The organism is Zoogloea sp., from assembly GCF_023150065.1.
GTDB lineage: Bacteria > Pseudomonadota > Gammaproteobacteria > Burkholderiales > Rhodocyclaceae > Zoogloea.
Genome location: NZ_JAKLLN010000002.1, coordinates 209,233 through 235,825 on the forward strand (window position 1 = coordinate 209,233; position 26,593 = coordinate 235,825).

Sequence of the window (26,593 nt, forward strand, 5' to 3'; positions counted from 1 at the left end):
GGGGCCTTTCAGGCCAGGCTTGCCTGCTCCGCGCTCTCCAGCTGTACGCGGAGCAGGCCTCGCAGGCCATTGCCCATGAAGATGGCCTCTGCGTCGCGGAGGTCGTCCAGGCTCAGTTGGGCTTCCCTGGCCTTTCCTTCGCTGAGCAGACGCTGGCGCAGGACACCGTTCAACACCCCGGCGTCCAGCGGCGGGGTCAGCAGGATGCCACCCCTCTCCACGAAGAGATTGCTGCGGGCGCCTTCGGTCAGTTGGCCCTTTTCATTCAGGAACAGGGCGTCGAAGTGCCCCAGGCCCATGACCCGCGCCAGCTCTGCATCGTAGAGGGCGCGGGCGGTGGTCTTGTGGCGGAAGAGAAGATCGTGGCTGGAGGTACGCCGAGGGGACAGCACGATGCTCGGGTTTGCCGCCGGGGCGCCCGTGCCCAGGCCGGTCTGCTCCAGGGTGAAGTCGCCGTCGGGCCCCAGGGTGATGCGGACGCGCAGGGCCTCCCCGGCGTTCACGCTGTCGAGCAATTGCTGGAAGGCCGCTTCGTCGAAGGGAAAGCCAAAGGTCTGTGCCGAGCCCTTCAGCCGCGCCCGGTGTTCGTGCACGAAGGGGAAGGGGTTTTCTCCCGGCGTGTAACGCAGGGTCTCGATCAGGCGCAGGCCCTTTGGCAAGGCGGTCAGAAAGCGTGATTTCAGATGGCACTCGGCCCATTCCGCGGCCGGGATGGAGTCATACACCACGCCGCTGCCCACGTTCAGGCGGGCTTCACCGGTCTGGTCCATCAGAAGGCTGCGGATCGGGACGCTGAAACGGAAGTCGCCGCCGGGGCGTATCCAGCCGAGGGCGCCGCAATACAGCCCGCGGGCCTCCACTTCCAGTTCCCGGATGATCTCCATGGCCCGGATCTTTGGGGCGCCGGTGATTGAACCGCAGGGGAAGAGGGCGCTGAAGATCTTGCCGAGATCGGCCGTGACCGGTTCGGCAATGACCCGGGAGGTCATCTGCCAGACGGTGGGGTAGGGGTCGATACGGAAGAGATCCTCGACCCGCACGCCGCCAGGAGGGGCCAGGCGCCCCATGTCGTTGCGAATCAGGTCGACGATCATGATGTTCTCGGCCCTGTCCTTCTCGGAGGCGGCGAGGGCCTCTGGCGGGGTATGGCGTGCCGCCGTGCCCTTCATGGGCTGACTGCTCAGGGTGTGGCCCTGGCGTTCGAGAAAGAGCTCCGGGGAGCGGGACAGGATGGCGCCGTCGGGGTGGCTGATGAAGGCACCGTAGCGTACCGGCTGGGCCCGACGCAGGGCGCGATAGAGGCTGGCGGGGGCACCGAAGGCCTGGCCGGACAGGGGGAAGGTGAAATTGACCTGGTAGCAGTCACCCTCGGCGATGTATTCGCGGATGCGGGCGATGCTTGCCAGGTAGGCGTCCTCCTGGATGAGCGCGTTCAGCTGGCTGGTGCCGCCAGCGGGCGATGTGGCCTGCCTGGCGAGCCAGGTGTCGCAGGCCTCGTCACTGAGCCATTGACCCTGTTCGAAGATCCAGCCCGTGAGAAGCGGGGTGTCGCCAGGGGGGAGAAGGGGGCGCAGGCGTGTTTCGATCAAATAGCCGAGTTCGTAACTGGCGGCCAGCGCCACCCATGCGCCGCGTCGGGCGGCGTCCTCAAGGCGCAGCAGGGCGGCCTGCCAGTCGTCCGTGGGCCGGCATTCCACGACCTCTCTCAGATCGGTGAGAAGCCAGGCGCCGCGCGCATCGGCGGCATCCAGATTGTTGTCGAACAGGGCGAAGGTGGGGGTGGGGGGCTGGGCGTTCACGCGCCGCAGTTTAACCGCTCGTCACGGATTGGCGTAGTGGAAGGCCTGGAAGTCAGTTGCACCCATCGATCGGCGGCAGGCCGCCTGATCGATGGCGTGCAGGCTTTTACAGCAAGGGGCTGCCGGCGTGCTCACCACGTTCATACACCACGTGGGCACGGCCGACCAGCAGGGGGTCGAGGGGGCCGATGTGGTCCATGTCCTTGTTGGTGTAGGGGAGCTTGTGCAGGATGTAGCGCATGGCGTTGAGGCGTGCGCGCTTCTTGCAGTCCGACTTGATCACCGTCCAGGGGGCGTCGGCGGTGTCGGTGTGGAAGAACATGGCCTCCTTGGCCTTGGTGTAGTCATCCCACTTGTCGAGGGAGGCCAGGTCGATGGGGCTGAGTTTCCACTGCTTGAGGGGATGGGCCTCCCGCTCCTTGAAGCGGCGGCGTTGTTCCTCACGGCTGACGGAGAACCAGAACTTGATGATGTGTACACCGCTGCGTACCAGCTGACGCTCGAATTCGGGCGTCTGGCGCATGAATTCAAGGTATTCGTCGGGCGAGCAGAAGCCCATGACCCGTTCGACGCCGGCCCGGTTGTACCAGGATCGGTCGAACAGGGTGATTTCGCCAGCGGTGGGGAGGTGCTGCACGTAGCGCTGAAAGTACCACTGGCCGCGTTCGGTCTCGGTGGGCTTTTCCAGGGCGACGACACGTGCGCCCCGCGGGTTGAGATGCTCCATGAAGCGCTTGATGGTGCCTCCCTTGCCCGCCGCGTCACGGCCTTCAAACAGGATCACCACGCGCTGGCCGGTTTCCTTGACCCAGGCCTGGAGCTTCAGCAGTTCCACCTGAAGGCGGTACTTCTGTTTCTCATAGGCCTTGCGGGACATCAGGTTCTTGTAGGGATAGCCGCCTTCACGCCAGCCGTCGGCGAGCTCCTCGTCCGGATGGGAGGGCAGCTTCTTGTAAACGGCCTCATCTTCGGCCAGCAGGGCATTGCGCAGAATGGCTGCGTCGTCGGGGGACGCGCCGGCCATGATGGCCTGCAGGGTTTCGGCAATGCTGTGGGTGTCGTGGCGGGCGAGGGTGGCGACGATGTCGCTGACCGCGGAGAGCTTGGCATCCCGGGCGGCCTCCACGGCTTCGTCGACCACGTAGTCCTCAAGGGCTTCGGGGGTGTTCCGGGGGGCGATGTCCCCGGCGCTGCTGGGGCGCGGGGCAGATGCCTTTCGCGGGGGCTTGGCGGTGTTGCGGGGGGTAGCGTCCTGTTTTGCGCTCATGGCCTGGCTTCCTTCTTCTTGGTGACTGCGATAGGCAGGAGCTCGTCACGGCGAAGGGGAATGATCGGCGCTGGCGAGCAAGAGGTGTTCTCCCGTCATTTTCTGGGAAGCTGCAATTCCCTGCAATGGGTATGGTCTTCTAGAGTGCCGAGCGGGAGGCTCGCCGGGCGCAGCGTTCGGTGTAGGCACGGCAGCGTTCGATGTACTCGTTGGCACTCTTGGGCATGGGGGTGCGTGCCCGCGTGATGTAGCTGACCAGGTCGCGCCCCTGCTGGATGAGCAGGCGTCCGTCGGCCACCAGGTGCTGTTCTTCGAGGTTGACCGGCATGGCTTCGGCGTTGAAGTGGCCGCACATGCGCTCGGCGGCGGTGACGAAGCTGGTCCAGATGTCGAAGATGTCCGGGTCGGTGCGCAGGGTTTCGGTCTTGATCTTGGCGGCGTTGGCGAACTCGTGGATGTGGGGCTCGACACCCTTGAAACAGGGGAGCGCCTCGAAGGTGGCAATCATGGCTTCCGCGAGCTGGTCGATGTCGCGCAGGGTCATGGCGATCTTGACGTAGCGGCTCTCGTAGAAGTCTTCGAGGGGAATCGAAAACGCCTTGAAGGGTTCGCCCCACAATTCGTCGATGCCTTCTTCACCGGAGCGGTGCAGGACCAGCCGCCCGAGGCCCAGGGCTTCCTGCAGGCAGCGGCCACACTCGCGCATCAGGGCATTGTCCGACTGGATCTCGATGCCCACACTCTGCAGTTCCACCAGCTTGGTGAAGATGTCGGCCGCCCGGTTGAACAGGGCGCCAGCCAGCATGGCGCCCTTTACCCTCCGGCGGTCGGCGTCGCTCTCGTCCTCATAGCTCTTGCGGGCTTCGTTGAGGCGGCTGCCCGGGATGTTGAGGCCGTGCTCGACGTGGTTGAAAAGTCGGCGGGTAAGGGCACCGATCAGCTTGCGCTTGGCTTGGAGGGTGTCTTCGGGAACCGTATAGGTCTTGACCCAGTATCCTGAGTAAAAAACCCGTTCACGCCCATCGATGATCTGCTTGGTGCCTTCCGGGACGTCGTTGTTCATGATCCGCTCTTGCTAGGGTTGGGGGGCGGCTTGGCCAGTTGATGGCTTCGTATGTTTTGTTGCAGCACGAAATTTTGCACCATAACGGGCCTGTCGACGTAGTCGACCAACAAATTCACCCGAAAACTATGCACCCCGTCACAGCGCTGGCGTGGTGCTCCCACGTGCCAGGGGCGGCGCTCAGCCTCCGATGTAGGACATCTCGATCTTGCGCAGGGAGGCGGTTTCGGCGCTGCGGATCTCGGAATAGCGGTCGCTGCGCCGGTGCCAGATCTGGCGGATGGCGGCTGACAGTTCGGCGTCACTGCGGCCCTCCCGCATCAGGCTGCGCAGATCGTGGCCGCTTTGGGCGAAGAGGCAGGTGTAGAGGCTGCCCTCGGTGGAAAGACGGGCGCGGGTACAGGTGGAACAGAAGGCCTGGGTGACCGACGAGATGACGCCAATCTCGCCGGCTCCGTCGGCAAAGCGCCAGCGTTCGGCGACTTCGCCGGAGTAGTTGGGGTCGATCTGCACCAGGGGGTGGTGCTCATGGATGCGTCGCACGACTTCGGCTGACGGTACTACGTCGTCCATCCGCCAGCCGTTGGAGCTGCCCACGTCCATGAACTCGATGAAGCGCAGGATGTGGCCGGTGCCGCGGAAGCGCTCGACCATGGGCAGGATCTCCTGGTCGTTGAGGCCACGTTTGACCACCATGTTGATCTTGATCGGCCCGAGCCCGGCCGCCTCTGCTGCCGCAATACCCTTGAGCACGTCGGTGACCGGCACGTCCATGTCATTCATGGCGCGGAAGATGGTGTCGTCGAGGGAGTCGAGGCTGACCGTCACGCGTTGCAGGCCGGCCGCCTTCAGAGCGGCAGCCTTCCTGGGGAGCAGGACGCCATTGGTGGTCAGGGTGACTTCCATGCCGGGAATGTTCACCAGTTGGCTGATCAGCTGCTCCAGATTGCGGCGCAGCAGGGGTTCGCCGCCGGTCAGGCGGACCTTGGTGACACCGTGGGCGGAAAACAGCCTGGCCAGCCGGGTGATCTCCTCGAAGGAGAGCAGGGAGTTGCGCGGCAGGAAGGCATAGTCCTTGTCGAACACCGACTTGGGCATGCAGTAGACGCAGCGGAAATTGCAGCGGTCGGTGACCGAGATGCGCAGATCCTTTACCGGGCGCCCGCGGCTGTCGAGCAGCGTACCGCTGGCGGGGCTCAGGTCTGCCGGAATGGCGGGCAGCTGCCGGAGCTGCCGCTCGTCGGCAAGAGGGATCACTCGCTGGTTCATCGCGTTGTCGGGGGTGGGAGGCGCGGCCGCCTTTTATAGGTCGATGGGCTTGGGCACGCCTTGTCTCGTGCTAAGAAACCCCTGTGTTTCAAAAATTATGGAGCCTGGCGGAGGGCAGGGCAAGGTGGAAGAGGCGCTTCGCCTTGCTGCCGGGCGCGCGAATGCGGACGACAGAAAGCAGAAAGCCAGCCCCGAAGGACTGGCTTTCTGCTTGAATCTTGGCTCCTCGACCTGGGCTCGAACCAGGGACCTACGGATTAACAGTCCGGCGCTCTACCGACTGAGCTATCGAGGAATTGAGCTCGATAGTCTAAGCGTAAGATGGCTGGGTGTCAACGGTGCCTGGCTTGCTACATGGGTTCGGTACGGGGGAAGCTCACGTATGGGGGGCTTTCCGTGCCACGCTGTCCTTGAGCTGCCGGATGACATCCACCACGCGCCGTGCCTCTTCGCGGATGCGCTGGATGGCTTCGCCGGCGCTGTTGGCGAGGCGGACGCCTTCGGCGACCTGGCTGAGGTTGGCGTTCATGTTGGCGGTGACGGCCTTGTTCTCGGTCTGGATGGCGAGCACCATGCGGGTGATCTCTTCGGTGGATCGGGCGGTGCGCTCGGCGAGTTTGCGGACCTCGTCGGCGACCACGGCAAAGCCTCGTCCGGATTCACCCGCCCGCGCAGCCTCGATGGCTGCGTTCAGAGCGAGCAGATTGGTTTGATCGGCAATCTCCTTGATGGTGCTGGTGATCAGGGAGATGTCGGTCGTGCGCCGGCCCAGGGAGTCCACCTGGATGGCGGCTTCGTCGACGGCGCGGGAGATCGACTGGATTCTGGTCACCGTTTCCAGGATGACGGCCTCTCCGTGGGCCGAGATCCGCTCCGTTTCCTGGGCTGCCGCGGCAGCGGTGGCAGTGCTCTCCTGCTCGGCATGGTAGCGGCGTACCTGGGCGGAGACATCGGACGCCGTTTTCACGATCCGGACCACCTGCCCGTCTTCGTCCAGTACGGGGTTGTAGCTGGCCTCGAGCCAGACGGGCATGCCGTGCTTGTCGAGGCGGCAGAACTGGCCCCTGACGTGGCGGCCAGCCCTCAGGTCGCGCCAGAAGCTCTCATACTCGCCGCTGTTCGCGAAGTCGGTCGGGCAAAACAGGCGGTGGTGCTTTCCGATCACCTCGCCGGCGCTGTAGCCCATGGTCTGGAGAAAGTTGTCGTTGGCGCGCAGGACGGTGCCGTCGGGGGCGAACTCGATGACGGCCATGGCGCGTTCGATGGCGGTGATGAGGGCTGCCGCCCGCGCGGCTTCCTCCACGCGCTCGGTGATGTCCGTGGCGAACTTGATGACCCGGGTGATGTGACCGCTCTGCGGATCGAAGACCGGATTGTAGGTGGCTTCAAGCCAGACTGCCCGGCCGGAGCGGTGGCGTCGCCGAAAGCACCCCTGGAAGAACTTTCCCGCGCGCAGGTCGGACCAGAATTGCTGATAGGCATGGCTGGCCGTATAGGCTGGATCGCAGAGGCTGGCGTGCTTCTGCCCGACGATCTCGGTCTGCCGGGCACCCATGGTGGCGCAGAAGTTCTCATTGGCGGTGAGCACGGTGCCGTCCGGGCCCAATTCGACGATGGAAAGGGAGCGATCCAGGGCTTGTTGTGTGGTGGCGTGCTCTGCGAGCCGGGTCTCGAGTTCTGATACCTGACGTTTCAATCCGCTGCCAAACATGAACCCATCCTTCCGTTGATGCCCGGGCTCGACGTGCCGTCGTACGTTCCGGGGGGGTATTTTTTCGCCGTGCCTGTATCTGGAGTAAATCGACCGTCAGGCGGCGTTCTTTAGGAAGGTGTGTCGCAGATTGCAAAATGAGCGATGCAAAGCAAAAAAGCCAACCCGAGTGGATTGGCTTTTTTGCTTGAATCTTTGGCTCCTCGACCTGGGCTCGAACCAGGGACCTACGGATTAACAGTCCGGCGCTCTACCGACTGAGCTATCGAGGAGCAGAGGCCCGCATTCTAGTTGGCGAATTCAGGTAAGTCAAGAATTTGCCGCCGTGGAAGCGTGAATTTTTGCCTCCATCCCGAGGGTGAAGGCAAAAGACAACATCAAGCCTTGATGACGGCAGCGATGGCGTCGGCCACGTAGTCGAGGTTCTTGCTGTTCAGTGCGGCCAGGCAGATGCGGCCGGTGCCGACAGCGTAGATGCCGAACTCGTCCTTCATGCGGTCCACCTGGGCGGTGGTGAGGCCGGTGTAGGAGAACATGCCGCGCTGCTTGATCACGAAGGAGAAGTCCTGGTCAACCTTGCGGGCGGCCAGCTGCTCGACCAGGCCGGTGCGCATGGCGCGGATGCGGTCACGCATGCCGGCCAGCTCGGCTTCCCACTCGGCGCGCAGGGCGGGGGTGGACAGCACGGCGGCAACCACGGCGCCGCCATGGATCGGCGGGTTGGAGTAGTTGGTGCGGATCACGCGCTTGAGCTGGGACAGCACGCGGGCGGACTCGTCCTTGCTTTGGGTGACGACGGACAGGGCGCCAACACGCTCGCCGTAGAGCGAGAAGCTCTTGGAGAAGGAGCTGGAGACGAAGAAGGACAGGCCGGAGGCGGAGAACAGATTGACCGCGACGGCGTCGGGCTCGATGCCGTCGGCAAAGCCCTGGTAGGCCATGTCGAGGAAGGGGATCAGGCCGCGGTTGGCACAGGCCTTGACCACTTCGGCCCACTGGGCTTCGGTGAGATCGGCGCCGGTGGGGTTGTGGCAACAGGCGTGGAGCACGATCACCGAGCCGGCCGGCAGGGTGTTGAGCTTGGCGATCATCGCCTCAGCGTTGGCACCGCGGGTTTCCGGGTTGTAGTACGGGTAGGTGTCCACCGGGAAGCCGGCGGCCTCGAACAGGGCGCGGTGGTTTTCCCAGGAGGGATCGGAGATGTAGACGGTGGCGCCCGGCACCACGCGCTTGATCAGGTCGCCGCCGATGCGCAGGGCGCCGGTGCCGCCGAGGGCCTGGGCGGTGACGACGCGGCCGTCGGCGATGAGCTTGCTGTCAGCGCCGAAGAGCAGGTTCTGCACCGCGTTGGCGTAGGCGACCGGGCCCTCGATGGGCTGGTAGCCGCGGGGCGGGGCGGCTTCGAGGCGGGCCTTTTCGGCGGTCTTGACGGCGCCGAGCAGGGGGATCTTGCCGTTGTCGTCGAAATAGACGCCAACGCCGAGGTTGACCTTGGTGCTGCGGGTATCCGCGTTGAAGGCTTCGTTCAGACCGAGAATCGGATCGCGGGGGGCCATTTCCACCGCAGCAAAGATCGACGAGCTCATGGGTTCTCCAAATGGGGCGAAGGGTGCGGGGCACGGGGTGCCGGCCGCTGGGCGATAATGCGGACTTGTCCGGAGGCTTCCGGGCAGTGCCGACTGACTTCAACCTGAAATTTTATCATGGCCGATCAATCCGATAGTGGGCGTGTGGTGGTTTTCGACGGGAGCCCCTTCCGGCTCCACCAACCTTTTGCCCCGGGCGGAGATCAGCCGGAGGCGATCCGCCAGCTTGTCGAAGGGATCGGGGATGGCCTGATGTTCCAGACCCTGCTGGGGGTGACCGGTTCGGGCAAGACCTACACGATGGCCAACGTGATTGCCCGCTGCGGCCGGCCGGCCCTGGTGCTGGCCCACAACAAGACCCTGGCCGCCCAGCTGTATTCGGAGTTCCGGGAGTTCTTTCCGGAAAATGCCGTGGAGTATTTCGTCAGCTACTACGACTACTACCAGCCGGAGGCCTATGTGCCGTCCCGGGATCTCTTCATCGAGAAGGACTCGGCGATCAACGAACACATCGAGCAGATGCGCCTGTCGGCCACCAAGAGCCTGATGGAGCGTCGCGACGTGGTGATCGTGGCCTCCGTGTCGTGCATCTACGGTATTGGCGACCCGGGGGACTACCACAGCATGGTGCTGCACCTGCGCGAGGGGGAGCAGGTGGTGCACCGGGATCTGGTGCAGCGCCTCGTGGCCATGCAGTATTCCCGCGCCGACGTGGATTTCAAGCGCGGAACCTTCCGCGTGCGCGGTGACGTGATCGATATCTACCCGGCCGAAAGTGCCGAGCACGCCCTGCGGGTGGAGATGTTCGACGACGAGATCGAACACCTGACCCTGTTCGATCCGCTCACCGGTCACCTCAAGCAGAAGCTGGCGCGCTTCACCGTGTATCCGTCCAGCCACTATGTAACGCCCCGGGCCACCGTGCTGCGGGCGGTGGAGGCGATCAAGGACGAGCTGCGGGAGCGCATCAAGACCTTTCAGAAGGCGGGCAAGCTGGTCGAGGCCCAGCGCATCGAGCAGCGCACCCGCTTCGACCTGGAGATGCTCAATGAGCTGGGCTTCTGCAAGGGCATCGAGAACTACTCGCGGCACATGTCGGGCCGTAGTGCCGGCGATGCGCCGCCCACCCTGATCGACTACCTGCCCAAGGACGGGTTGATGTTCATCGATGAGTCCCATGTGTCCATCGGGCAGGTGGGGGCGATGTACAAGGGCGACCGCTCCCGCAAGGAGAACCTGGTGGAGTACGGTTTCCGCCTGCCTTCGGCCCTGGACAACCGGCCCCTCAAGTTCGAGGAGTTCGAGCGTCTGCTGCCCCAGACGGTCTTCGTCTCGGCAACCCCGGCGGCCTACGAGAAGGCCAATCAGGGGCAGGTGGTGGAGCAGGTGGTGCGCCCGACCGGGCTGGTGGATCCGATCATCGTCGTTAAGCCGGCCACCACTCAGGTGGACGACCTGCTGGGCGAGATCAAACAGCGACTGGTGGCTCAGGAGCGTGTGCTGGTCACCGTGCTGACCAAGCGTCTGGCCGAGGATCTCACCGAGTATCTGGCCGAGAACGGCATCCGGGTGCGCTACCTGCACTCGGATATCGATACCGTCGAACGGGTGGAGATCATCCGTGACCTGCGCCTTGGGGAGTTCGATGTGCTGGTGGGCATCAACCTGCTGCGGGAGGGGCTGGATATCCCGGAGGTGTCGCTGGTGGCCATCCTGGATGCGGACAAGGAGGGCTTCCTGCGTTCCGAGCGTTCCCTGATTCAGACCATCGGCCGGGCAGCCCGGCATCTGCACGGCACCGCGATCCTTTACGCCGACCGCATCACCGACTCGATGAAGGCGGCGATCGGCGAAACGGAGCGCCGCCGGGAAAAACAGCTGGCCTTCAACGCAGCTAACGGAATTACACCCAAGTCCGTGACAAAACGCATAAAGGACATCATTGACGGTGTCTATGATGCAGGCTCAGGGGATGCCACCGTCAACGCCGCCGAGACCCGTGCCGAGTACGGAGTCCTGGATGAAAAGGCGCTGGCCAAGACCATCCGTCAGCTCGAGAAGGAAATGCAGGAGCACGCCCGCAACCTCGAATTCGAGAAAGCAGCGGCTGCGCGTGACCGGCTTTTTCGCCTGCGTCAGCAGGCTTTCGGGGCTGAGGGACATGACGCATCCGCTTCACCCGACGCCGCTGGCTGAGAGAATCTGAAGAAATTGGTCCTTGAGCTTGTACGTTCCGCCCGCCGACTGCTTAAATTACCGGTAGGAGGGACACCCATAATGAAAATACTGTTCGTGTGTACCGGCAATATCTGCCGGTCACCTACGGCGGAAGGTGTGGCACGCCGCTGGTTGGCCATGGCGGGGCTTGAGGACGTGGTTGGCGTGGATTCAGCGGGCACCCAGGGCTATCACTCTGGCGAGGCGCCGGATCCGCGGGCCCAGACGGCGGCCCTGCGTCGGGGCTACGATCTTTCCCGCCTCCGGGCGCGCAAGGTTCAACCCAAGGATTACGCCGATTTCGACCTGGTGCTGGCCATGGACCGGGACCACTTCAACTACCTGCGGGACAGGGCACCCGATGGCTGCAAGCACAAGGTGCGCATGTTCATGAGCTTTGCCCGCAGCTCCCGTCGCGACGATGTGCCCGATCCCTACTATGGTGGGGCGAAGGGGTTCGACGCTGTCCTCGATTTGTGTGAGGACGCGGTGCAGGGGCTGATCGAGGATATTCTTCCGGAAGTGAATCGACGGCGTCAGTCCGTGAGTTGAAGCACCTGATCCTGGCAGGGGTGCAGTAAACGCAAAAGGCCAGTCCCTCGGGACTGGCCTTTTGCTTGTCGTGCTGCTGATTACTTCTGGGTTTCCACCTGGACCAGCGCTTCCTCTACGACCGGTGCGGCACTGCGGGTGCGACGACGGCCGAGGGCTTGGGCTGGCTCGGCAGGGATCGCTGCCTGGGCGCTCACCGAGCCGGCCCGGGTTTCGATCATCACCAGACCGCTGGCTTCGAGATCGGGCAGTTCGATGGCGACGGGCGTCGCCTGGGTGGCGATCTCGACGATGTTGACCACCGCAGGCTCTGCCGGGGCCGCGGGCGCCACCACATCGGCGGGGGTTTCGATGGCGACCGGTTCTGCTGCTGCGGCGGTAACGACCTCCACGCTGGGCGCGACCACCTCGACCGGCGCTTCGACGGCTTCCGGGGCTGCCGGGGCGACGGGGGCTTCGGCAGCCAGTTCGACGGCGGGCTGACGGCTGACCGCCACGGCCTGCTCGATCAGGTCAAGATCTGCGCCTTGTGCAGCGACGGGCGGGGCGACGACCGCTTCTGCAGCGACGGGGGCCTCGTCGACCTGTGCGACTGAGGGAGTTGCTGCAGGTGCCGGCTCCGCTGCGACGGTTGCCACGGCTTCCGTCGTCTCGGGAGCGGCCGGAGCCGGAGTGGCTTCGGTCGCGGCAACGACCGCTTCCACTGCTGCGGTGCTGACCGCCACTGCCGCGGTGGATTCCGCGATCTGGGCCTGCTCACCGATCTCCAGTTCGCCCTGGGCGGCGTTTTCGTTGGTGCCGGCTTCCTCGTTGCGACGGCCGCCACGACGGCCACGACGGCTGCGACGGCTGCGCTCCGCACCCGCTTCGCCTTCGATGGCCGCTGCTGCCTCAGGGGCGGCGACGGCTGCAGAGACAGCAACGGCGCTCAGCTGCTCGGTGGCGACGAGGGCTTCGGTCTCGGCCGGCTTCGGGGTCTGGGCGTTGCGGTTGCGACCGCGCTCGCCACGCTCACTCCGCTCACCGCGTTCGGCGCGCTCGGTACGTTCACCGTTGCGGCCTTCCCGTTCCTGGCGTTCGCCACGCTGACGCTGGGGCTTCTCCCGGGCTTCTGCCTGGGCTTCGGGGGCGTTGTTGCGATTGTTGTCCCGAGCTTCACGGCTGTCGCTGCGCTCGCCGCGTTCTTCACGCTGGCCGTCGCGGCGACCGCGACCTTCGCGGCCCTCGCGGCCTTCACGACGACCGCGCTCGTTGCGCGGGCGGGATTCGCGACGGGGTGCTTCCGGCTGGACGACCACCGGTGCGGGTTCGGGCTGCTTTTCGCCGCGGAAGAAGGCGAAGATGCGGGACAGCAGGCCGGGCTGGCTTTCGGGCACGGGGGCGGGCGCCGGCGCAGCCTTTGCCTCGACGATGGGGGCGGGCTGGTCCGGGGTGATGCCCTTGACCGCGGCTTCCTGACGCACCGGGCGATCGGTATTGGCCGACGGCGGAGAGTAGGACTCGTCGGCCGGCTTGGTGGCCATGCGATAGCTCGGCAGGGCGCTGTCTTCCTGGTTGAGCTGGTCGTGGCGCAGGCGGACGATCTCGTGCTGCGGCGTCTCGAGGTGGCGGTTCGGGATCAACACCAGGCCGACCTTGTGGCGAACCTCGATCTTGGCGATGTCGTCGCGCTTCTCGTTGAGCAGGAAGGTGGCCACGTCCACCGGAACCTGACAGTGCAGGGCGCCGGTGTTGTCCTTCATGGCCTCTTCTTCGAGGATGCGCAGGATGTGCAGGGCCGAGGATTCGGTGCTGCGGATGTGACCGGTGCCGTTGCAGCGCGGGCAGGGGATGTAGCTGGTCTCGGCGAGGGCCGGGCGCAGGCGCTGGCGGGACAGTTCGAGCAGGCCGAAGCGGCTGATCTTGCCGGTCTGGACGCGGGCGCGGTCATAGCGCAGGGCGTCGCGCAGACGGTTCTCGACCTCACGCTGGTTCTTTTGCGACTCCATGTCGATGAAGTCGATGACGATCAGGCCGCCCAGGTCGCGCAGACGCAGCTGGCGGGCCACTTCGTCGGCGGCTTCGCAGTTGGTCTTGAAGGCGGTTTCCTCGATGTCTGCGCCACGGGTGGCGCGGCCGGAGTTCACGTCCACGGAGACCAGGGCCTCGGTGTGGTCGATCACGATGGCGCCGCCGGAGGGCAGGCTGACCTGGCGGGAGTAGGCGGACTCGATCTGGTGTTCGATCTGGAAGCGCGAGAACAGCGGCACGTCGTCGTGGTAACGCTTCACGCGGTTCACGTTCTGCGGCATCACGTGGGCCATGAACTGGCGGGCCTGTTCGTACACGTCGTCGGTGTCGATCAGGATCTCGCCGATGTCGGGCTGGAAGTAGTCACGGATGGCACGGATGACCAGACTGCCTTCCTGGTAGATCAGGAAGGCGCCGTCCTGGGACTGGGCGGCACCGTCGATGGCGCGCCACAGTTGCAGGAGGTAGTTCAAGTCCCATTGCAGCTCTTCGGCATTGCGGCCGATGGCGGCAGTGCGGGCGATCAGGCTCATGCCGCCAGGCACTTCGAGTTGATCCATGACGTCACGCAGTTCGGCGCGCTCGTCACCCTCGACACGGCGGGACACGCCACCGCCACGGGGGTTGTTGGGCATCAGCACCAGGTAGCGGCCAGCCAGGGAAACGAAGGTGGTCAGGGCGGCGCCCTTGTTGCCACGCTCGTCCTTCTCGACCTGGACGATCAGCTCCTGGCCTTCCTTGAGGGCTTCCTTGATGGAGGCGCGGCTGGCTTCCACGCCGGGCTGGAAGTAGGAGCGGGAGATTTCCTTGAACGGCAGGAAGCCGTGGCGCTCGGCGCCATAGTCGACAAACGCGGCTTCGAGGCTGGGCTCGATGCGCGTGATGACGGCTTTGTAGATGTTGCTCTTACGTTGTTCCTTGGCGGCCGACTCAATGTCGAGGTCAATCAGCTTCTGACCGTCGACAATGGCAACGCGGAGTTCCTCGGCCTGCGTTGCGTTGAAGAGCATGCGCTTCATTCGTCTTCTTCTCCCGCGCGGCACACGGGCAGGACGAAGCGCGCCACCCGCTTAACTGCGGTGACTTAGTTTGGCGTTTTCGCGACTATCCTTCATCGGGGGGAAACAAACTAAAGTGGGTGGCGGGATTCGTCTTTTGCACCCTGAACCCGCGATATACGCTGGGGGGCTGCGAAGCGCCGGCTGCGTCGCCTGGTCTCGCCATTCCGGGACGGGGCGTACTCACGGGTACGACGGCGTCTCTCGTTGCGACCTCGGGCCTGCTTGCCTGGTGTGCTTCGCGACCCCCGGTTTCAGGGCCGTCAATCTGCGTGTGCGCCTGCGCGCAATTGATACAAGTTTATTGTCGAATACAGTACCATCGCCCTCTTTTTGTCCGGCGATGGACCTTCCTGTGGTTTGTTCGGGAGCGGTGAAGGCGCTGGAAAACCAGGCGTTGAGTCGCTCTGGGACGACGCGGGCCGGTGTCGAAATCCGACAGCACAGCGACATACAGCTGCAGGCGGGCGCGACGCATCAGTACCGAAAAAACCGTTAATTAGTATATTTCAAAAAGATGGCCTTGAGTAAAGCTCCCGCTGTAAGCCATGTCCGCGTGGATGACGGCAGCGCCGGACAGCGCATCGACAACTTCCTGGTGAGGGTGTGCAAGGGGGTGCCCAAGAGCCACATCTATCGCATCCTGCGCAGCGGCGAAGTGCGGGTGAATAGTCGGCGCGTCGACCAGACCTACCGACTGCAGGAGGGGGACGAATTGCGCATCCCGCCGATCCGCCTGGCGGACAAGCCTGCGGCAGCCCCGGTGCCGGTGGGCAAGGCCTTCGACATCGTTTTTGAGGATGAAGCCCTGCTGGTGCTCGACAAGCCCGCTGGCCTGGCGGTGCACGGGGGAAGTGGTGTCAGTTTCGGTGTCATCGAGCAACTCCGCCGGCAGCGGCCGGAGGCAAAGTTTCTGGAACTGGTGCATCGCCTCGACCGGGAAACTTCGGGCCTGCTGATCGTTGCCAAGAAGCGCAGCGCGCTCACGGTACTCCACGACATGATGCGTGACGGCAAGGTACAGAAGCGCTACCTGACCATGGTGGCGGGGCGCTGGCTTAATCTGCAGCAGCACGTAAAGCTGCCATTGCACAAATACCTTCTGGACAACGGCGAGCGTCGCGTCAGCGTGAACCCGGAGGGAAAGCCGGCGCACAGCATCGTCCGGCTGGTGAAGCGCTGGAGCGGCTATAGCCTGGTCGAGGTGGAACTGAAGACGGGGCGGACTCACCAGATCCGCGTTCATCTGAGTCACCTGGGCTTTCCCTTGTGCGGTGACGACAAGTACGGGGATTTCGCGCTCAACAAGCAACTCGAGAAGGAGGGGCTGAAGCGGATGTTCCTGCACGCGGCGAAGCTGGCCTTCCGGCATCCGCTGACCGACCAGGCGATTGAACTCTCGGCGCCCCTGCCGGCCGAACTGGAAGGCTTTGTGGCCTTCGTCGAACAGACCCGGGAGAGGGAGCATGGCTAAGCGTTTCGAGCTGATTGTCTTTGACTGGGATGGCACGCTGATGGATTCCGCGGCGGCCATCGTGCGCGCCATCCAGGCTGCCAGCGCCGACCTCGGGCTGCCGGTGCCGCCGGATGCGCGGGCGCGCTACGTCATCGGCCTGGGTCTGGTGGATGCGCTGCGCCACGCGGTTCCGGAGCTTGCGGAGAAGGACTATCCCGCGATGGTGGAGCGCTATCGCCATCACTATCTGTCGGGTGATCATGAGCTCGAGCTCTTTGAGGGCACGCATTCGCTGATCGAGTCGCTCCACGGGCGAGGCCACAGCCTGGCGGTGGCGACCGGCAAGAGCCGCAAGGGGCTGGCCCGTGCGCTTGAGTTTTCCGGGCTGGGCCGTTTCTTCCATGCCACGCGCTGTGCGGACGAGTGTTTCTCCAAGCCCCATCCAGCCATGCTCCATGAGCTGATGGAGGAATTGGCGGTGGGGCCGGATGCCTGTCTGATGATCGGCGATACCACCCACGATCTGCAGATGGCCAGGAATGCCGGGGTGGCGGGGCTGGCGGTCAGTTTTGGTGCTCATCCGGCAGCGCAGTTGCTGGCGGAGGCCCCTCTGGCCTGCGTGCATACGCCTGCCGAGCTCCGCGCCTGGCTCGAGGAGCAGGCATGATCTGCAGTTCGGAGGCGGTGCGCGAGGGTGAGGATGGGGTGCGCTTCAGCGTGACGCGCGTGACCGGCCAGGAGCCGGCCTTCGTGGTGCGCTTTCAGGGGCGGGTTCATGCTTACATCAACCGCTGCGCCCACGTGCCGGTGGAGCTCGACTGGCTGCCCGGCAAGTTCTTCGATGATTCCCGGCTGTATGTGATCTGTGCGACCCATGGCGCCCTGTACGAGCCGGAGACCGGATACTGCGTCTCGGGCCCTTGCCGTGGTGCGCGTCTTGTGCCGCTGCGTGTCGAGGAGCGGGGCGGCGGAATCTATCTGGTCGAGTGAGCCGGCGCCTGCCTGCCGGCCTTGCTCAGGCGGTGAGGATCAGGAAGACGGTGGGGCGCCTGGCAAGGTCGGGCGCCGGAGCACGCTTCCAGTCGGCGATGCTGTGGGTGGTGATCCACTCGCTTTCGAGGGTCAGGTCACGCGCCACGCACAAACGGGTGTCTGGCCGGCAGGTGCTGCGCAGGGCCTCGAACATGCGCTCGTTGCGGTAAGGCGTTTCGATGAACAGCTGGGTGCGGGCGTATCGCGCCGATTCCGTTTCCAGCTCGCGAATGCGCTTGTTGCGGGCCTCTTCATCGACGGGCAGGTAGCCGTGAAAGGCGAAGCTCTGTCCGTTGAGCCCTGAAGCCATCAGGGCCAGCAGCAGGGAGGAGGGGCCGACCAGCGGAACGACCGTGATGCCTTTTTCGTGGGCGCGGCGGACGAGGAGGGCGCCGGGGTCGGCGACCGCAGGGCAGCCGGCCTCTGACATCAGGCCGGCATCCTGGCCGGCCAGCAGTGGGGCCAGCAAACCATCCAGGTCTGCGGTGCCGGGCTTTTCGGGAAGTTCCCGGATGTCCAGGTCGCGCAGTTGGGCGGGGTGCTCCAGGCGCTTGAGTTCGGCGCGGGCCGTCTTGGCGTTTTCGACGACGAAATAGCCCAGTTGGTGTGCCCGGGTTGCGACGTCTGCCGGGGTTGTGAGGCTGCTGGGGCTCGGGCCCAGGCTGACGGGGATCAGGTAGAGCGTGCCTTTGTGCATCGTCAGGGCAGGGCCAGACCCTGGTTGCGGAGCATGCGCGCCAGGGCGATCAGCGGCAGGCCGACCAGTGCGTTCGGGTCGTCGCCGCTCAGGGCGTCGAGCAGGGTGATGCCGAGCCCCTCGGATTTTGCGCTGCCGGCGCAGTCCAGGGGGCGCTCCCGTTCCACGTAGCGAACGATTTCGTCGTCGGACAGGGGGCGGAAGCGGACTTCGGTGGGGACGGTTTCTATCTGGAGATGGCCGCTGCGGGTGTTGAATACGGCCAGGGCCGTGTCGAAGATCACTGTGCGTCCGCTCATGGCACGGAGCTGCGCCACGGCGCGCTCGATCGTGCCGGGTTTGCCGAAGCGCTGACTGCCCATGCTGGCCACCTGGTCGCTGCCGATGATCAGCGCGTCGTCGAACTGCCCGGCAACGGCCTTCGCCTTGCCGATGGCCAAACGCTCTGCGGTGGCGCGGGGCGGTTCGTCGGGCAAGGGGGATTCGTCGATGTCCGGGCGGGCGATTTCGAAGGGCAGGCCGAAGCGGCTGAGCAGCTCCCGGCGGTAGGCCGAAGTGGAGGCGAGGACGAGTTTCATGATCGGGGTCCGGCGGTGCCGGCGTACTTGGCGCGGGCTTTGCAGAGTTTTGACACAGGCAGCCGAAAATAATATCATGCCGCGCTTATGTCGCAAGAAAGCTTCGTGATTGACCTGCGGGCGTTGGCCAAAGACGGACGTCGCGTGCAGAGCGCGGTGCCGGTGGAGCGTCTCGGCCGTTTGGCCGGATCCCTGCTGGAGCCGGTGGGTTCGGTGGAGTTCGAGTTTCAGGGCGAGCGGGACGACGAAGGCAAGCTTTACGTCGAATTGCTGGTCCGGGCAGAGCTGGTGTTGCAGTGTCAGCGCTGTCTCGAAGCTCTGGTGTGGCCGTGTGAGGTCAGGAATCGTCTACTTTTGCTGCGCGCCGGTGAAGCACTGCCGGATGACGAGCTCGAGAATGACGAGGTGGACGCCCTTGAGGTGGAACCGCTGACCGACCTGCTGGCCCTGGTGGAGGACGAGGTGTTGCTGTCCCTGCCCCTGGTTCCGCGTCACGATGATTGCGAACCGCCGGTGAAGACCGGCGATGATGAAGAGATTTCGCCCTTCGCCGTTCTGCGCCAGTTGCGCGGCAAGGTTTAAGTATTCCTCTAGGAGTGTTTCATGGCTGTCCAACAGAACAAAAAGTCCCCGTCCAAGCGCGGTATGCACCGTTCCCACGATTTCCTGGTTGCGCCCCCGCTGGCCGTCGAGCCGACCACCGGTGAAGTGCACCTGCGTCACCACGTTTCGCCCTCCGGCGTTTATCGTGGCAAGAAGGTTGCAAAGGCCAAGGGCGAGTAATCCCCCCGGTCTGGAAGCGGCGCGGCGCCTTCGGGCGCTCGCGCCGTTTTTACACATGTCTCCATATCACTGCGCCGAATGACTGTCACCCTGTCGATTGACTGCATGGGGGGCGATCACGGCCCCTCGGTGACCGTCCCCGCTGCCCTGCATTTCATGCGGAGCGACCGCGATACCCGGATTGTGCTGGTCGGGCGGTCGGAGGCCATCGAGCCTCATCTGGGGACGGCCCTGGCCGAGTTCGGCGAGCGTCTGCGCATCCAGCGTGCCTCTGAGGTGGTGGGCATGGATGAGCCGCCCGCGCTGGCCATGCGCAACAAAAAAGATTCGTCGATGCGGGTTGCGGTGGATCTCGTCAAGTCTGGCGAGGCCCAGGCTGCCGTGTCTGCGGGCAATACGGGGGCGCTGATGGCGATCTCCCGCTTTGTTCTCAAGACTCTGCCCGGAATCGATCGGCCGGCGATCTGCAGCACCCTGCCCACCCTGCGTGGTCAGACCCATGTCCTCGACCTGGGGGCCAACGTGGATTGCTCGCCCGAACACCTGCTGCAGTTCGGCATCATGGGCGCCATGCTGGTGGCGGCTGTCGAACACAACGAACGTCCGAGCGTCGGTCTGCTCAACATCGGCGAAGAAGAGATCAAGGGCAACGAGACGGTCAAGCAGGCCGGTGAATTGCTGCGCAAGAGTGGGCTCAACTTCTACGGCAATGTTGAAGGCAACGACATCTACAAGGGTACGGTCGATGTGGTCGTCTGCGACGGCTTTGTCGGCAACGTGGCCTTGAAGACGTCCGAAGGTCTTGCCCAGATGATGGCGACCTTCCTGCGCGAGCAGTTCTCCCGCAACTGGCTGACCAAGCTGGCCGCGGTCTTTGCTATGTCCGCTCTCAAGGGCTTCAAGCACAAGCTCGATTCCCGCCGTTACAACGGCGCGGCGCTCCTCGGTTTGCGCGGGGTGGTCGTCAAGAGCCATGGTGCGGCCGACTCCTTTGCTTTCGAGCAGGCTATCTGGCGGGCTGCCGAGGCTGCCCGCAATCGACTCATCGAGCGCATCAGCGAGCGCATGGAACGCGAAAGGTCTGCCGCATGATCTATGCACGAGTGGCCGGTACGGGGAGCTACCTCCCCGGCAATCCTGTTACCAACGATGACCTGGTCGCCCGCGGCATCGAGACCTCCGACGAGTGGATCGTCGAGCGCACCGGGATCCGGTCCCGCTATCTGGCGGCACCGGATGTCACCTCCAGCCAGCTGGCCTATGAGGCCAGTCTGCGGGCCATCGAGGCGGCGGGGTGCAAGCCGGGCGATATCGACCTGATCATCGTCGCCACCTCGACGCCCGATTTCATCTTCCCGAGTACCGCAACCCTGCTTCAGGCGCGCCTGGGCATCGTCAATGGCAGCCCGGCCTTCGACCTGCAGGCGGTGTGCGCCGGCTTTGCCTACGCCATCAGCACGGCCGAGAAGTTCATCCGCTCCGGCGGCACCCGGCGTGCGCTGGTCGTGGGGGCGGAGGTCTTCTCCCGCATCCTCGACTGGAATGATCGCGGCACCTGTGTGCTCTTTGGCGATGGTGCCGGCGCGGTGGTGCTCGAAGCCTCGGAGGCCCCCGGCATCCTCGCGTCGGCGATCCATGCGGATGGCAGCCACAATCCCATTCTCTGCGTGCCGGGGCAGATCAATCGCGGTGAGGTCACCGGCGATCCCTTCCTGCGCATGGACGGGCAGGCAGTGTTCAAGTTTGCGGTCAAGGTGCTGGCCGATGTGGCCCGCGAGGTTGCCGATCTCGGGGGCGTGTCCCTCGATGAGGTGGACTGGCTGATTCCCCACCAGGCCAACATCCGCATCATCCAGGCCACCGGAAAGCGTCTCGGCCTCTCCATGGACAAGGTCATTGCCACGGTCTCCCGGCATGGCAACACCTCGGCGGCATCCATTCCCCTGGCCCTCGACGAGGCTGTGCGGGATGGCCGCATCCAGCGCGGGCAGAAGGTCATTCTCGAAGGCATCGGTGGTGGCTTCGCCTGGGGCGCCACGCTCCTCCAGTTCTAAGCAGTTCAACCCGCTTCGCTTAGCAAGCCAATTCAAAGGTAGGGAACGATGAATTTTGCTTTCGTGTTTCCGGGGCAGGGCTCCCAGTCGGTCGGCATGATGGCCGCCTATGGTGAGTCCGCCGTGATTCGTCAGGCCTTCGCGGAGGCCTCCGATGCCCTGGGGCAGGATCTCTGGCAGATGGTGGCTGAAGGCCCCGCCGAGGTGCTGGCCCAGACCGTCAATACCCAGCCGCTGATGCTTACCGCCGGTATCGCCGTTTATCGCGAGTGGATCGCCCGGGGAGGCGCTGTTCCGGCCCTGGTTGCCGGTCATAGCCTGGGCGAGTATTCCGCCCTGGTGGCCGCTGGTGCCCTGGATTTTGCCGAAGCCGTCAAGCTGGTGCGCCTGCGCGCCCAAGCCATGCAGGAGGCAGTGCCGGCCGGTGAAGGTGCCATGGCGGCCCTGCTCGGGCTGGATGAAGCCGCTGCTGCCGAAGCCTGCGCCGAAGCGGCTCAGGGCGAGGTTGTCTCCGCTGCCAACCTCAACAGCCCGGGGCAGATCGTCATTGCCGGCGCCAAGGCCGCCGTGGAGCGTGCCATTACGGCGGCCAAGGCACGGGGCGCCAAGCGCGCTGTGCTGCTGCCGGTGAGCGCGCCTTTCCATTGCGCCCTGATGAAGCCCGCTGCCGAGCGTCTGGCCCAGCGGCTTGCCGAGATCGAGTTGCGGGTGCCGGGCATCCCGGTGCTCAACAACGTGGATGTGGCGGTCGAGGATCAGCCCGCCCGGATCAAGGATGCGCTGGTGCGCCAGGCTTATTCGCCGGTGCGCTGGATCGAGACCGTTCAGGCGATTGCCGGCCGGGGTGTCACCCACGTCTTCGAGTGCGGTCCCGGCAAGGTGCTGGCCGGCATGACGAAGCGCATCGAGGGTAGCCTGCTCGGCGGCGCCATTGCCGATGCGGCCACTCTGGAAGAAACGCTGAAGACCACGGGGGAAGCATGAGTCAGGTTCTGGAAGGTCAGATTGCGCTGGTTACCGGCGCGTCCCGCGGCATTGGCCGCGCCATTGCCCTGGAGCTTGGGCGCCTGGGGGCGACCGTCATTGGAACGGCCACCTCCGAGTCCGGTGCAGCCGACATCCAGGCTGGGCTTGAAGCTGCCGGTGTGGCCGGGCGCGGCCTGGCGCTGGATGTGACCAGTGCGGAGGCCTGTGAGGCCGTCCTCGGCGAGATCGAGAAGGCTTTCGGTGCCGTGGGCATTCTGGTCAATAACGCCGGCATCACCCGCGACAACCTCTCGATGCGCATGAAGGATGCCGAGTGGGACGCTGTCATCGATACCAACCTGAAGGCTGTCTTCCGCATGTCCAAGCTGGTGATGCGCGGCATGATGAAGGCCCGTACCGGCCGCATCATCAACATCACGTCGGTGGTGGGGAGCTCGGGTAATGCCGGTCAGGCCAACTATGCTGCCGCCAAGGCGGGTGTTGCAGGCATGACCCGGGCCCTGGCCCAGGAGCTCGGCAGCCGCAACATCACGGTCAATTGCGTGGCGCCGGGCTTCATCGATACCGACATGACCAAGGATCTGCCGGAGGCCCAGCGCAAGGAGCTGGCCGGCAAGATTGCCCTCGGCCGTCTTGGCAAACCCGAAGAGATTGCAGGCGTGGTGGGCTTTCTGGCCTCTCCCGCCGCTGCCTACGTGACGGGCGCGACCCTGCACGTCAATGGCGGCATGTATATGGCGTAAATCTCGCCGTGCTGGCGGGGGTGCGCGTTTTTGGTAGAATGCGGGGGTTTTTGAATTCACCCTCCAAACTGGGAAGGAGTTACACACATGGAAAACATCGAACAGCGCGTCAAGAAGATTGTTGCCGAACAACTCGGCGTGAATGAGTCCGAAATCAAGAACGAATCCTCCTTCGTGGACGATCTGGGCGCCGACTCCCTCGACACCGTCGAGCTGGTGATGGCCCTTGAAGAAGAGTTCGAGTGCGAGATCCCCGACGAAGAAGCTGAGAAGATCACCAGCGTCCAGCAGGCGATCGACTACGTCACCGCTCACCTCAAGAAGTAATTCCCCGGAGCCTGCCTTGACCCGTCGCAGAGTCGTCGTCACCGGCCTTGGCGTTGTTTCGCCGGTCGGTAATACCGTGTCTGAAGCCTGGGATGCCATTACCAACGGGCGTTCCGGCATCGGTGAGATTACCCGTTTTGATACCTCGTCCTTTCCGGTGAAGATTGCCGGTGAAGTGAAGGGGTTTGATCTTGCGGCTTATCTCTCGCCGAAGGAAGCGCGTCGTATGGATGGTTTCATCCACTACGGCCTCGCTGCGGGCATTCAGGCTTTCCGTGATTCCGGAATCGAAGTCACCGAGGCCAACGCTGAACGGATCGGTGTCAATATCGGTTCGGGCATCGGCGGACTTCCGATGATCGAAGGGACCCACGACGATTTCCTCGCCGGTGGTCCGCGCAAGATTTCCCCCTTCTTCATTCCGGGCACGATCATCAACATGATCTCCGGCAACCTGTCGATCATGTTTGGTCTGAAGGGGCCGAACATCGCGGTGGTGACGGCCTGTACCACGGGTCTGCACGCCATTGGCACCAGTGCCCGCATGATCGAATACGGGGATGCGGATGTGATGGTCTGCGGTGGCGCCGAATCTACGGTCACGCCGCTGGCAGTCGGTGGGTTCGCATCGGCCAAGGCCCTTTCCACCCGCAATGACGATCCTGCTACCGCAAGCCGTCCGTGGGACAAGGATCGGGATGGTTTTGTCCTTGGCGAAGGTGCCGGTGTGCTGGTGCTGGAAGAGTACGAGCATGCAGTGAAGCGCGGTGCGCGCATCTATGCCGAGCTGGCTGGTTTCGGCATGAGTGGCGATGCCTATCACATGACTGCCCCGGATACCGATGGCCCGCGGCGGAGCATGGTCAATGCCCTCCGTAATGCCGGCATCAATGGCGATCAGGTGCAGTACCTCAATGCCCACGGCACCTCCACGCCGCTGGGTGACAAGAACGAGACCGAGGCCATCAAGCTGGCTTTTGGTGCGGATGTGGCCAAGTCCCTGGTGGTTAACTCCACCAAGTCCATGACCGGGCACCTGCTTGGCGGGGCCGGCGGGCTTGAGTCGGTTCTCACGACCCTGGCGGTGTATCACCAGGTTTCCCCCCCGACCATCAACATCTTCGAGCAGGATCCGGAGTGTGATCTGGACTACTGCGCAAACGTGGCCCGTCCGATGAAGATCGATGTGGCCATGAAGAACAATTTTGGTTTTGGTGGCACCAACGGCACGCTGGTGTTTCGCAAGATCTGACTGCCGGGAGGGCACGGGAGGCCGTGCATCTTGAACGTCATTGAAGTCAGGCCGTCACGGCGCCTTGTTCTGCTTCTGGCAGGCGGGCATGCCCTGGCGGCTTTTTCATGTCTGTTTCTCCCGCAATACTGGCAGAGCTGGACGGGCTTCGGGCTTGTCGCCGTGTCGCTGCTCGGCGTCCTCCGCGCGAATCGAGGAGGACTGCCCCGGATAGGGCTTGGGGACGATGGGCACCTGCAGTTCGCGCCAGGTCTTGCCAGCGATGAGGACATGGTCGCGATACTGCCCGCTACCGTGGTGAGTCATTCTGCGGTGTGGCTGGTGTGGCGCGAGGTGCAAGGCGGCCACGGTAGGGCGCTCCTGCTCCTGGAGGATCAGATGGCCCCGGCCGCGTGGCGCGAGTTCCAGGTGTGGTTGCGTCTTCGGGTTGCCGGGGCGATGTCGGTCTCCGGCGATCCGTGAATCTCAGTTGCGGACCTTGCCCGGGCGAATCACGGTGTCCCTGGCCTTGGGCTGGGTTGCCGGATAATCCCGGCTGAAATGCAGGCCGCGGCTTTCCTTGCGTTTCAATGCGCTGCGGACGATGAGGTCTGCGGTGACGACAAGGTTGCGCAGTTCGATCAGGTCGTTCGAGATGCGGAAATGGCTGTAGAACTCGTCGATTTCCCTGGCGAGCAGGCGGATGCGGTGCTGGGCGCGCTGGAGGCGCTTGTTGGTACGCACGATGCCCACGTAGTCCCACATGAAGCGACGCAATTCATCCCAGTTGTGGGAGATCACGATGGCTTCATCGGCATCCGTAACCCGGCTTTCGTCCCACTGGGGCAGGCTGTCCGGGCAGCGGCGGGGATTGTCCAGAATGTCGGCGGCGGCAGCCTCGCTGAAGACCAGGCATTCCAGCAGCGAATTGCTGGCCAGTCGATTGGCGCCGTGCAGGCCCGTACAGGCTGATTCGCCGACGGCATGCAGCCCGGGTACGTCGGTACGTGCCTGCAGATCGGTGACGATCCCGCCGCAGGAGTAGTGGGCGGCGGGGACGACAGGGATCGGCTGGCGGGTGATGTCGATGCCCAGTTCGGCGCAACGGGCCAGGATGTTCGGGAAGTGGGCTTCCAGAAAATCGGCCGGTTTGTGGCTGATGTCCAGGAAGACGCAGTCAAGACCGTGCTTCTTCATCTCGAAGTCGATCGCCCGGGCCACGACGTCCCGGGGGGCCAGTTCTTCCCGGGGGTCGTGTTCCGGCATGAAGCGCGAACCGTCGGGGCGGCGCAGCAGGCCGCCTTCGCCTCGAACGGCTTCAGAGATCAGGAAGGACTTGGCCTGGGGGTGATACAGACAGGTGGGGTGGAACTGGATGAACTCCATGTTCGCCACCCGGCATCCCGCGCGCCAGGCCATGGCAACCCCGTCGCCGGTGGCGGTGTCCGGGTTGGTGGTGTAGAGATAGACCTTGCCGGTGCCGCCGGTGGCGAGCACCGTGTGGGGGGCGGCAAAAGTACGGACCTCGTCGCTGGCGATGTCCAGCACATAGGCGCCAAGGCAGCCATCACCGGGTCTGCCGATCTTGTCGCCGACGATCAGGTCGACCGCAATGTGCTGCTCGAAAATCGAAATGTTCGGATGGGCCCGGACCTGCTCGGTCAGGGTGGCTTGTACCGCGGCCCCCGTGGCATCGGCCACATGAATGACCCGGCGCTGGCCATGGCCACCCTCCCGGGTGAGGTGATAGCCGATCGAGGAGTTGGCGTCGGGGGTGAAGGGGACGCCGTGATCAATCAGCCAGCGTATCGCCTTGGGGCCGTTCTCGACGACGAAGCGGGTGGCCTTGTCGGAACATAGCCCGGCACCCGCGGTGTGCGTGTCGGCCACGTGGGCTTCGGTGCTGTCGGCCGGGTCGAGGACGGCGGCGATGCCTCCCTGGGCCCAGGCGCTGGCGCTGTCCTCCAGGGTTCGCTTGGTGATGAGGGCTACCTTGAGCTTGTCGGCAAGACGCAATGCGAGGGACTGTCCGGCAAGGCCGCTGCCCAGGATGAGGACATCGAAAGCGATCACTTCTGGAGTTGCCGCGAAGGGCGATATTACGGAGGGCCGACTATAGCATGGGCACTCCGCCGCGCTGAACGCCCAAGACCCTGCGTGTGACTGAACTATA

The 26,593-nt window shown here is 64.4% G+C and carries 24 protein-coding genes and 2 tRNA genes; 14 read left to right on the forward strand and 12 right to left on the reverse strand.

From position 1 onward, the window contains the following. Window positions 1-8: 8 nt before the first annotated feature. From pabB to L6Q67_RS04225, 8 genes are all read right to left on the reverse strand, one after another. On the reverse strand, window positions 9-1,799 hold the full coding sequence (gene pabB / locus L6Q67_RS04190) for an aminodeoxychorismate synthase component I (protein ID WP_296565781.1): 1,791 nt from the start codon (window positions 1,797-1,799) through the stop codon (window positions 9-11). Between the two features lie 106 nt (window positions 1,800-1,905). Beyond that, complete coding sequence (gene ppk2 / locus L6Q67_RS04195; protein WP_296565783.1) at window positions 1,906-3,066, reverse strand: polyphosphate kinase 2; 1,161 nt, start codon at window positions 3,064-3,066, stop codon at window positions 1,906-1,908. A gap of 139 nt (window positions 3,067-3,205) precedes the next feature. Beyond that, complete coding sequence (locus tag L6Q67_RS04200) at window positions 3,206-4,129, reverse strand: hypothetical protein (RefSeq protein WP_296565785.1); 924 nt, start codon at window positions 4,127-4,129, stop codon at window positions 3,206-3,208. Between the two features lie 180 nt (window positions 4,130-4,309). Then, the gene (moaA, locus tag L6Q67_RS04205; RefSeq protein ID WP_296565788.1) at window positions 4,310-5,398 is read right to left on the reverse strand and encodes a GTP 3',8-cyclase MoaA; all 1,089 of its coding nucleotides are present in this window, start codon (window positions 5,396-5,398) and stop codon (window positions 4,310-4,312) included. 219 nt (window positions 5,399-5,617) lie between these two features. Then, window positions 5,618-5,693, reverse strand: a tRNA-Asn gene (locus tag L6Q67_RS04210). Between the two features lie 81 nt (window positions 5,694-5,774). After that, window positions 5,775-7,109 (reverse strand): PAS domain-containing methyl-accepting chemotaxis protein, encoded by a 1,335-nt coding sequence (locus L6Q67_RS04215; protein ID WP_296565791.1) that lies wholly within the window; start codon window positions 7,107-7,109, stop codon window positions 5,775-5,777. Between the two features lie 196 nt (window positions 7,110-7,305). Further along, window positions 7,306-7,381 (reverse strand) — tRNA-Asn (locus tag L6Q67_RS04220). 105 nt (window positions 7,382-7,486) lie between these two features. Beyond that, window positions 7,487-8,695, reverse strand: a complete 1,209-nt coding sequence (locus L6Q67_RS04225) for an amino acid aminotransferase (RefSeq protein WP_296565794.1) — start codon at window positions 8,693-8,695, stop codon at window positions 7,487-7,489. Window positions 8,696-8,812: 117 nt separating this feature from the next. Between L6Q67_RS04225 and uvrB the strand changes: the two genes are divergently transcribed. After that, window positions 8,813-10,891, forward strand: coding sequence for an excinuclease ABC subunit UvrB (uvrB, locus tag L6Q67_RS04230; protein WP_296565796.1), 2,079 nt, complete (start codon window positions 8,813-8,815; stop codon window positions 10,889-10,891). A gap of 78 nt (window positions 10,892-10,969) precedes the next feature. Next, window positions 10,970-11,464, forward strand: coding sequence for a low molecular weight protein-tyrosine-phosphatase (locus tag L6Q67_RS04235; protein WP_296566200.1), 495 nt, complete (start codon window positions 10,970-10,972; stop codon window positions 11,462-11,464). 80 nt (window positions 11,465-11,544) lie between these two features. Here the strand turns inward: L6Q67_RS04235 and L6Q67_RS04240 are convergent, their stop codons facing one another. Continuing rightward, window positions 11,545-14,493, reverse strand: coding sequence for an Rne/Rng family ribonuclease (locus L6Q67_RS04240; protein WP_296565798.1), 2,949 nt, complete (start codon window positions 14,491-14,493; stop codon window positions 11,545-11,547). 556 nt (window positions 14,494-15,049) lie between these two features. Between L6Q67_RS04240 and L6Q67_RS04245 the strand changes: the two genes are divergently transcribed. The 3 genes from L6Q67_RS04245 to L6Q67_RS04255 are packed head-to-tail and all read left to right on the forward strand — an operon-like array spanning window position 15,050 to window position 16,978. Further along, the gene (locus L6Q67_RS04245; RefSeq protein ID WP_296565801.1) at window positions 15,050-16,006 is read left to right on the forward strand and encodes an RluA family pseudouridine synthase; all 957 of its coding nucleotides are present in this window, start codon (window positions 15,050-15,052) and stop codon (window positions 16,004-16,006) included. Further along, entirely contained in the window at window positions 15,999-16,655 is a 657-nt protein-coding gene (locus L6Q67_RS04250) for an HAD family hydrolase (RefSeq protein WP_296565804.1), read from the forward strand. The genes L6Q67_RS04245 and L6Q67_RS04250 overlap by 8 nt, the downstream gene beginning before the upstream one ends. Continuing rightward, window positions 16,652-16,978: a Rieske 2Fe-2S domain-containing protein gene (locus L6Q67_RS04255; RefSeq protein ID WP_296565807.1), complete on the forward strand. Its 327-nt coding sequence runs from the start codon at window positions 16,652-16,654 to the stop codon at window positions 16,976-16,978. The genes L6Q67_RS04250 and L6Q67_RS04255 overlap by 4 nt, the downstream gene beginning before the upstream one ends. A gap of 25 nt (window positions 16,979-17,003) precedes the next feature. On the opposite strand, the gene L6Q67_RS04260 is transcribed toward L6Q67_RS04255, so the two are convergent. Next, entirely contained in the window at window positions 17,004-17,717 is a 714-nt protein-coding gene (locus L6Q67_RS04260; RefSeq protein WP_296565810.1) for an SAM-dependent methyltransferase, read from the reverse strand. Window positions 17,718-17,719: 2 nt separating this feature from the next. Next, on the reverse strand, window positions 17,720-18,295 hold the full coding sequence (locus L6Q67_RS04265) for a Maf family nucleotide pyrophosphatase (RefSeq protein WP_296565813.1): 576 nt from the start codon (window positions 18,293-18,295) through the stop codon (window positions 17,720-17,722). A gap of 105 nt (window positions 18,296-18,400) precedes the next feature. On the opposite strand from L6Q67_RS04265, the gene L6Q67_RS04270 reads away from it, so the two are divergent. The 9 genes from L6Q67_RS04270 to L6Q67_RS04310 all read left to right on the forward strand — a co-directional run bounded on the left by L6Q67_RS04270 (window position 18,401) and on the right by L6Q67_RS04310 (window position 24,903). Continuing rightward, window positions 18,401-18,877, forward strand: coding sequence for a YceD family protein (locus L6Q67_RS04270; RefSeq protein ID WP_296565816.1), 477 nt, complete (start codon window positions 18,401-18,403; stop codon window positions 18,875-18,877). 21 nt (window positions 18,878-18,898) lie between these two features. Continuing rightward, entirely contained in the window at window positions 18,899-19,078 is a 180-nt protein-coding gene (rpmF, locus tag L6Q67_RS04275; RefSeq protein WP_079435603.1) for a 50S ribosomal protein L32, read from the forward strand. Between the two features lie 78 nt (window positions 19,079-19,156). Further along, window positions 19,157-20,170, forward strand: coding sequence for a phosphate acyltransferase PlsX (plsX, locus tag L6Q67_RS04280; RefSeq protein ID WP_296565819.1), 1,014 nt, complete (start codon window positions 19,157-19,159; stop codon window positions 20,168-20,170). Then, window positions 20,167-21,132 carry a beta-ketoacyl-ACP synthase III gene (locus L6Q67_RS04285; protein WP_296565821.1) on the forward strand — a complete coding sequence of 322 codons (966 nt, stop codon included), beginning with the start codon at window positions 20,167-20,169 and terminating at the stop codon, window positions 21,130-21,132. The genes plsX and L6Q67_RS04285 overlap by 4 nt, the downstream gene beginning before the upstream one ends. A gap of 48 nt (window positions 21,133-21,180) precedes the next feature. After that, a complete protein-coding gene (fabD, locus tag L6Q67_RS04290; RefSeq protein ID WP_296565824.1) occupies window positions 21,181-22,116 on the forward strand; it encodes an ACP S-malonyltransferase in 936 nt (311 codons plus the stop codon). Beyond that, window positions 22,113-22,862 carry a 3-oxoacyl-ACP reductase FabG gene (fabG, locus tag L6Q67_RS04295; RefSeq protein ID WP_296565827.1) on the forward strand — a complete coding sequence of 250 codons (750 nt, stop codon included), beginning with the start codon at window positions 22,113-22,115 and terminating at the stop codon, window positions 22,860-22,862. Before fabD ends, fabG begins: the two co-directional genes overlap by 4 nt. 87 nt (window positions 22,863-22,949) lie before the next feature. Then, window positions 22,950-23,189: an acyl carrier protein gene (gene acpP, locus L6Q67_RS04300; protein ID WP_079435598.1), complete on the forward strand. Its 240-nt coding sequence runs from the start codon at window positions 22,950-22,952 to the stop codon at window positions 23,187-23,189. Between the two features lie 16 nt (window positions 23,190-23,205). Beyond that, window positions 23,206-24,441 (forward strand): beta-ketoacyl-ACP synthase II, encoded by a 1,236-nt coding sequence (gene fabF, locus L6Q67_RS04305; RefSeq protein WP_296565830.1) that lies wholly within the window; start codon window positions 23,206-23,208, stop codon window positions 24,439-24,441. A gap of 30 nt (window positions 24,442-24,471) precedes the next feature. Further along, entirely contained in the window at window positions 24,472-24,903 is a 432-nt protein-coding gene (locus tag L6Q67_RS04310; RefSeq protein WP_296565832.1) for a protein YgfX, read from the forward strand. A gap of 3 nt (window positions 24,904-24,906) precedes the next feature. Here the strand turns inward: L6Q67_RS04310 and nadB are convergent, their stop codons facing one another. Next, window positions 24,907-26,493, reverse strand: a complete 1,587-nt coding sequence (gene nadB / locus L6Q67_RS04315; RefSeq protein WP_296565842.1) for an L-aspartate oxidase — start codon at window positions 26,491-26,493, stop codon at window positions 24,907-24,909. Window positions 26,494-26,593 lie beyond the last annotated feature (100 nt).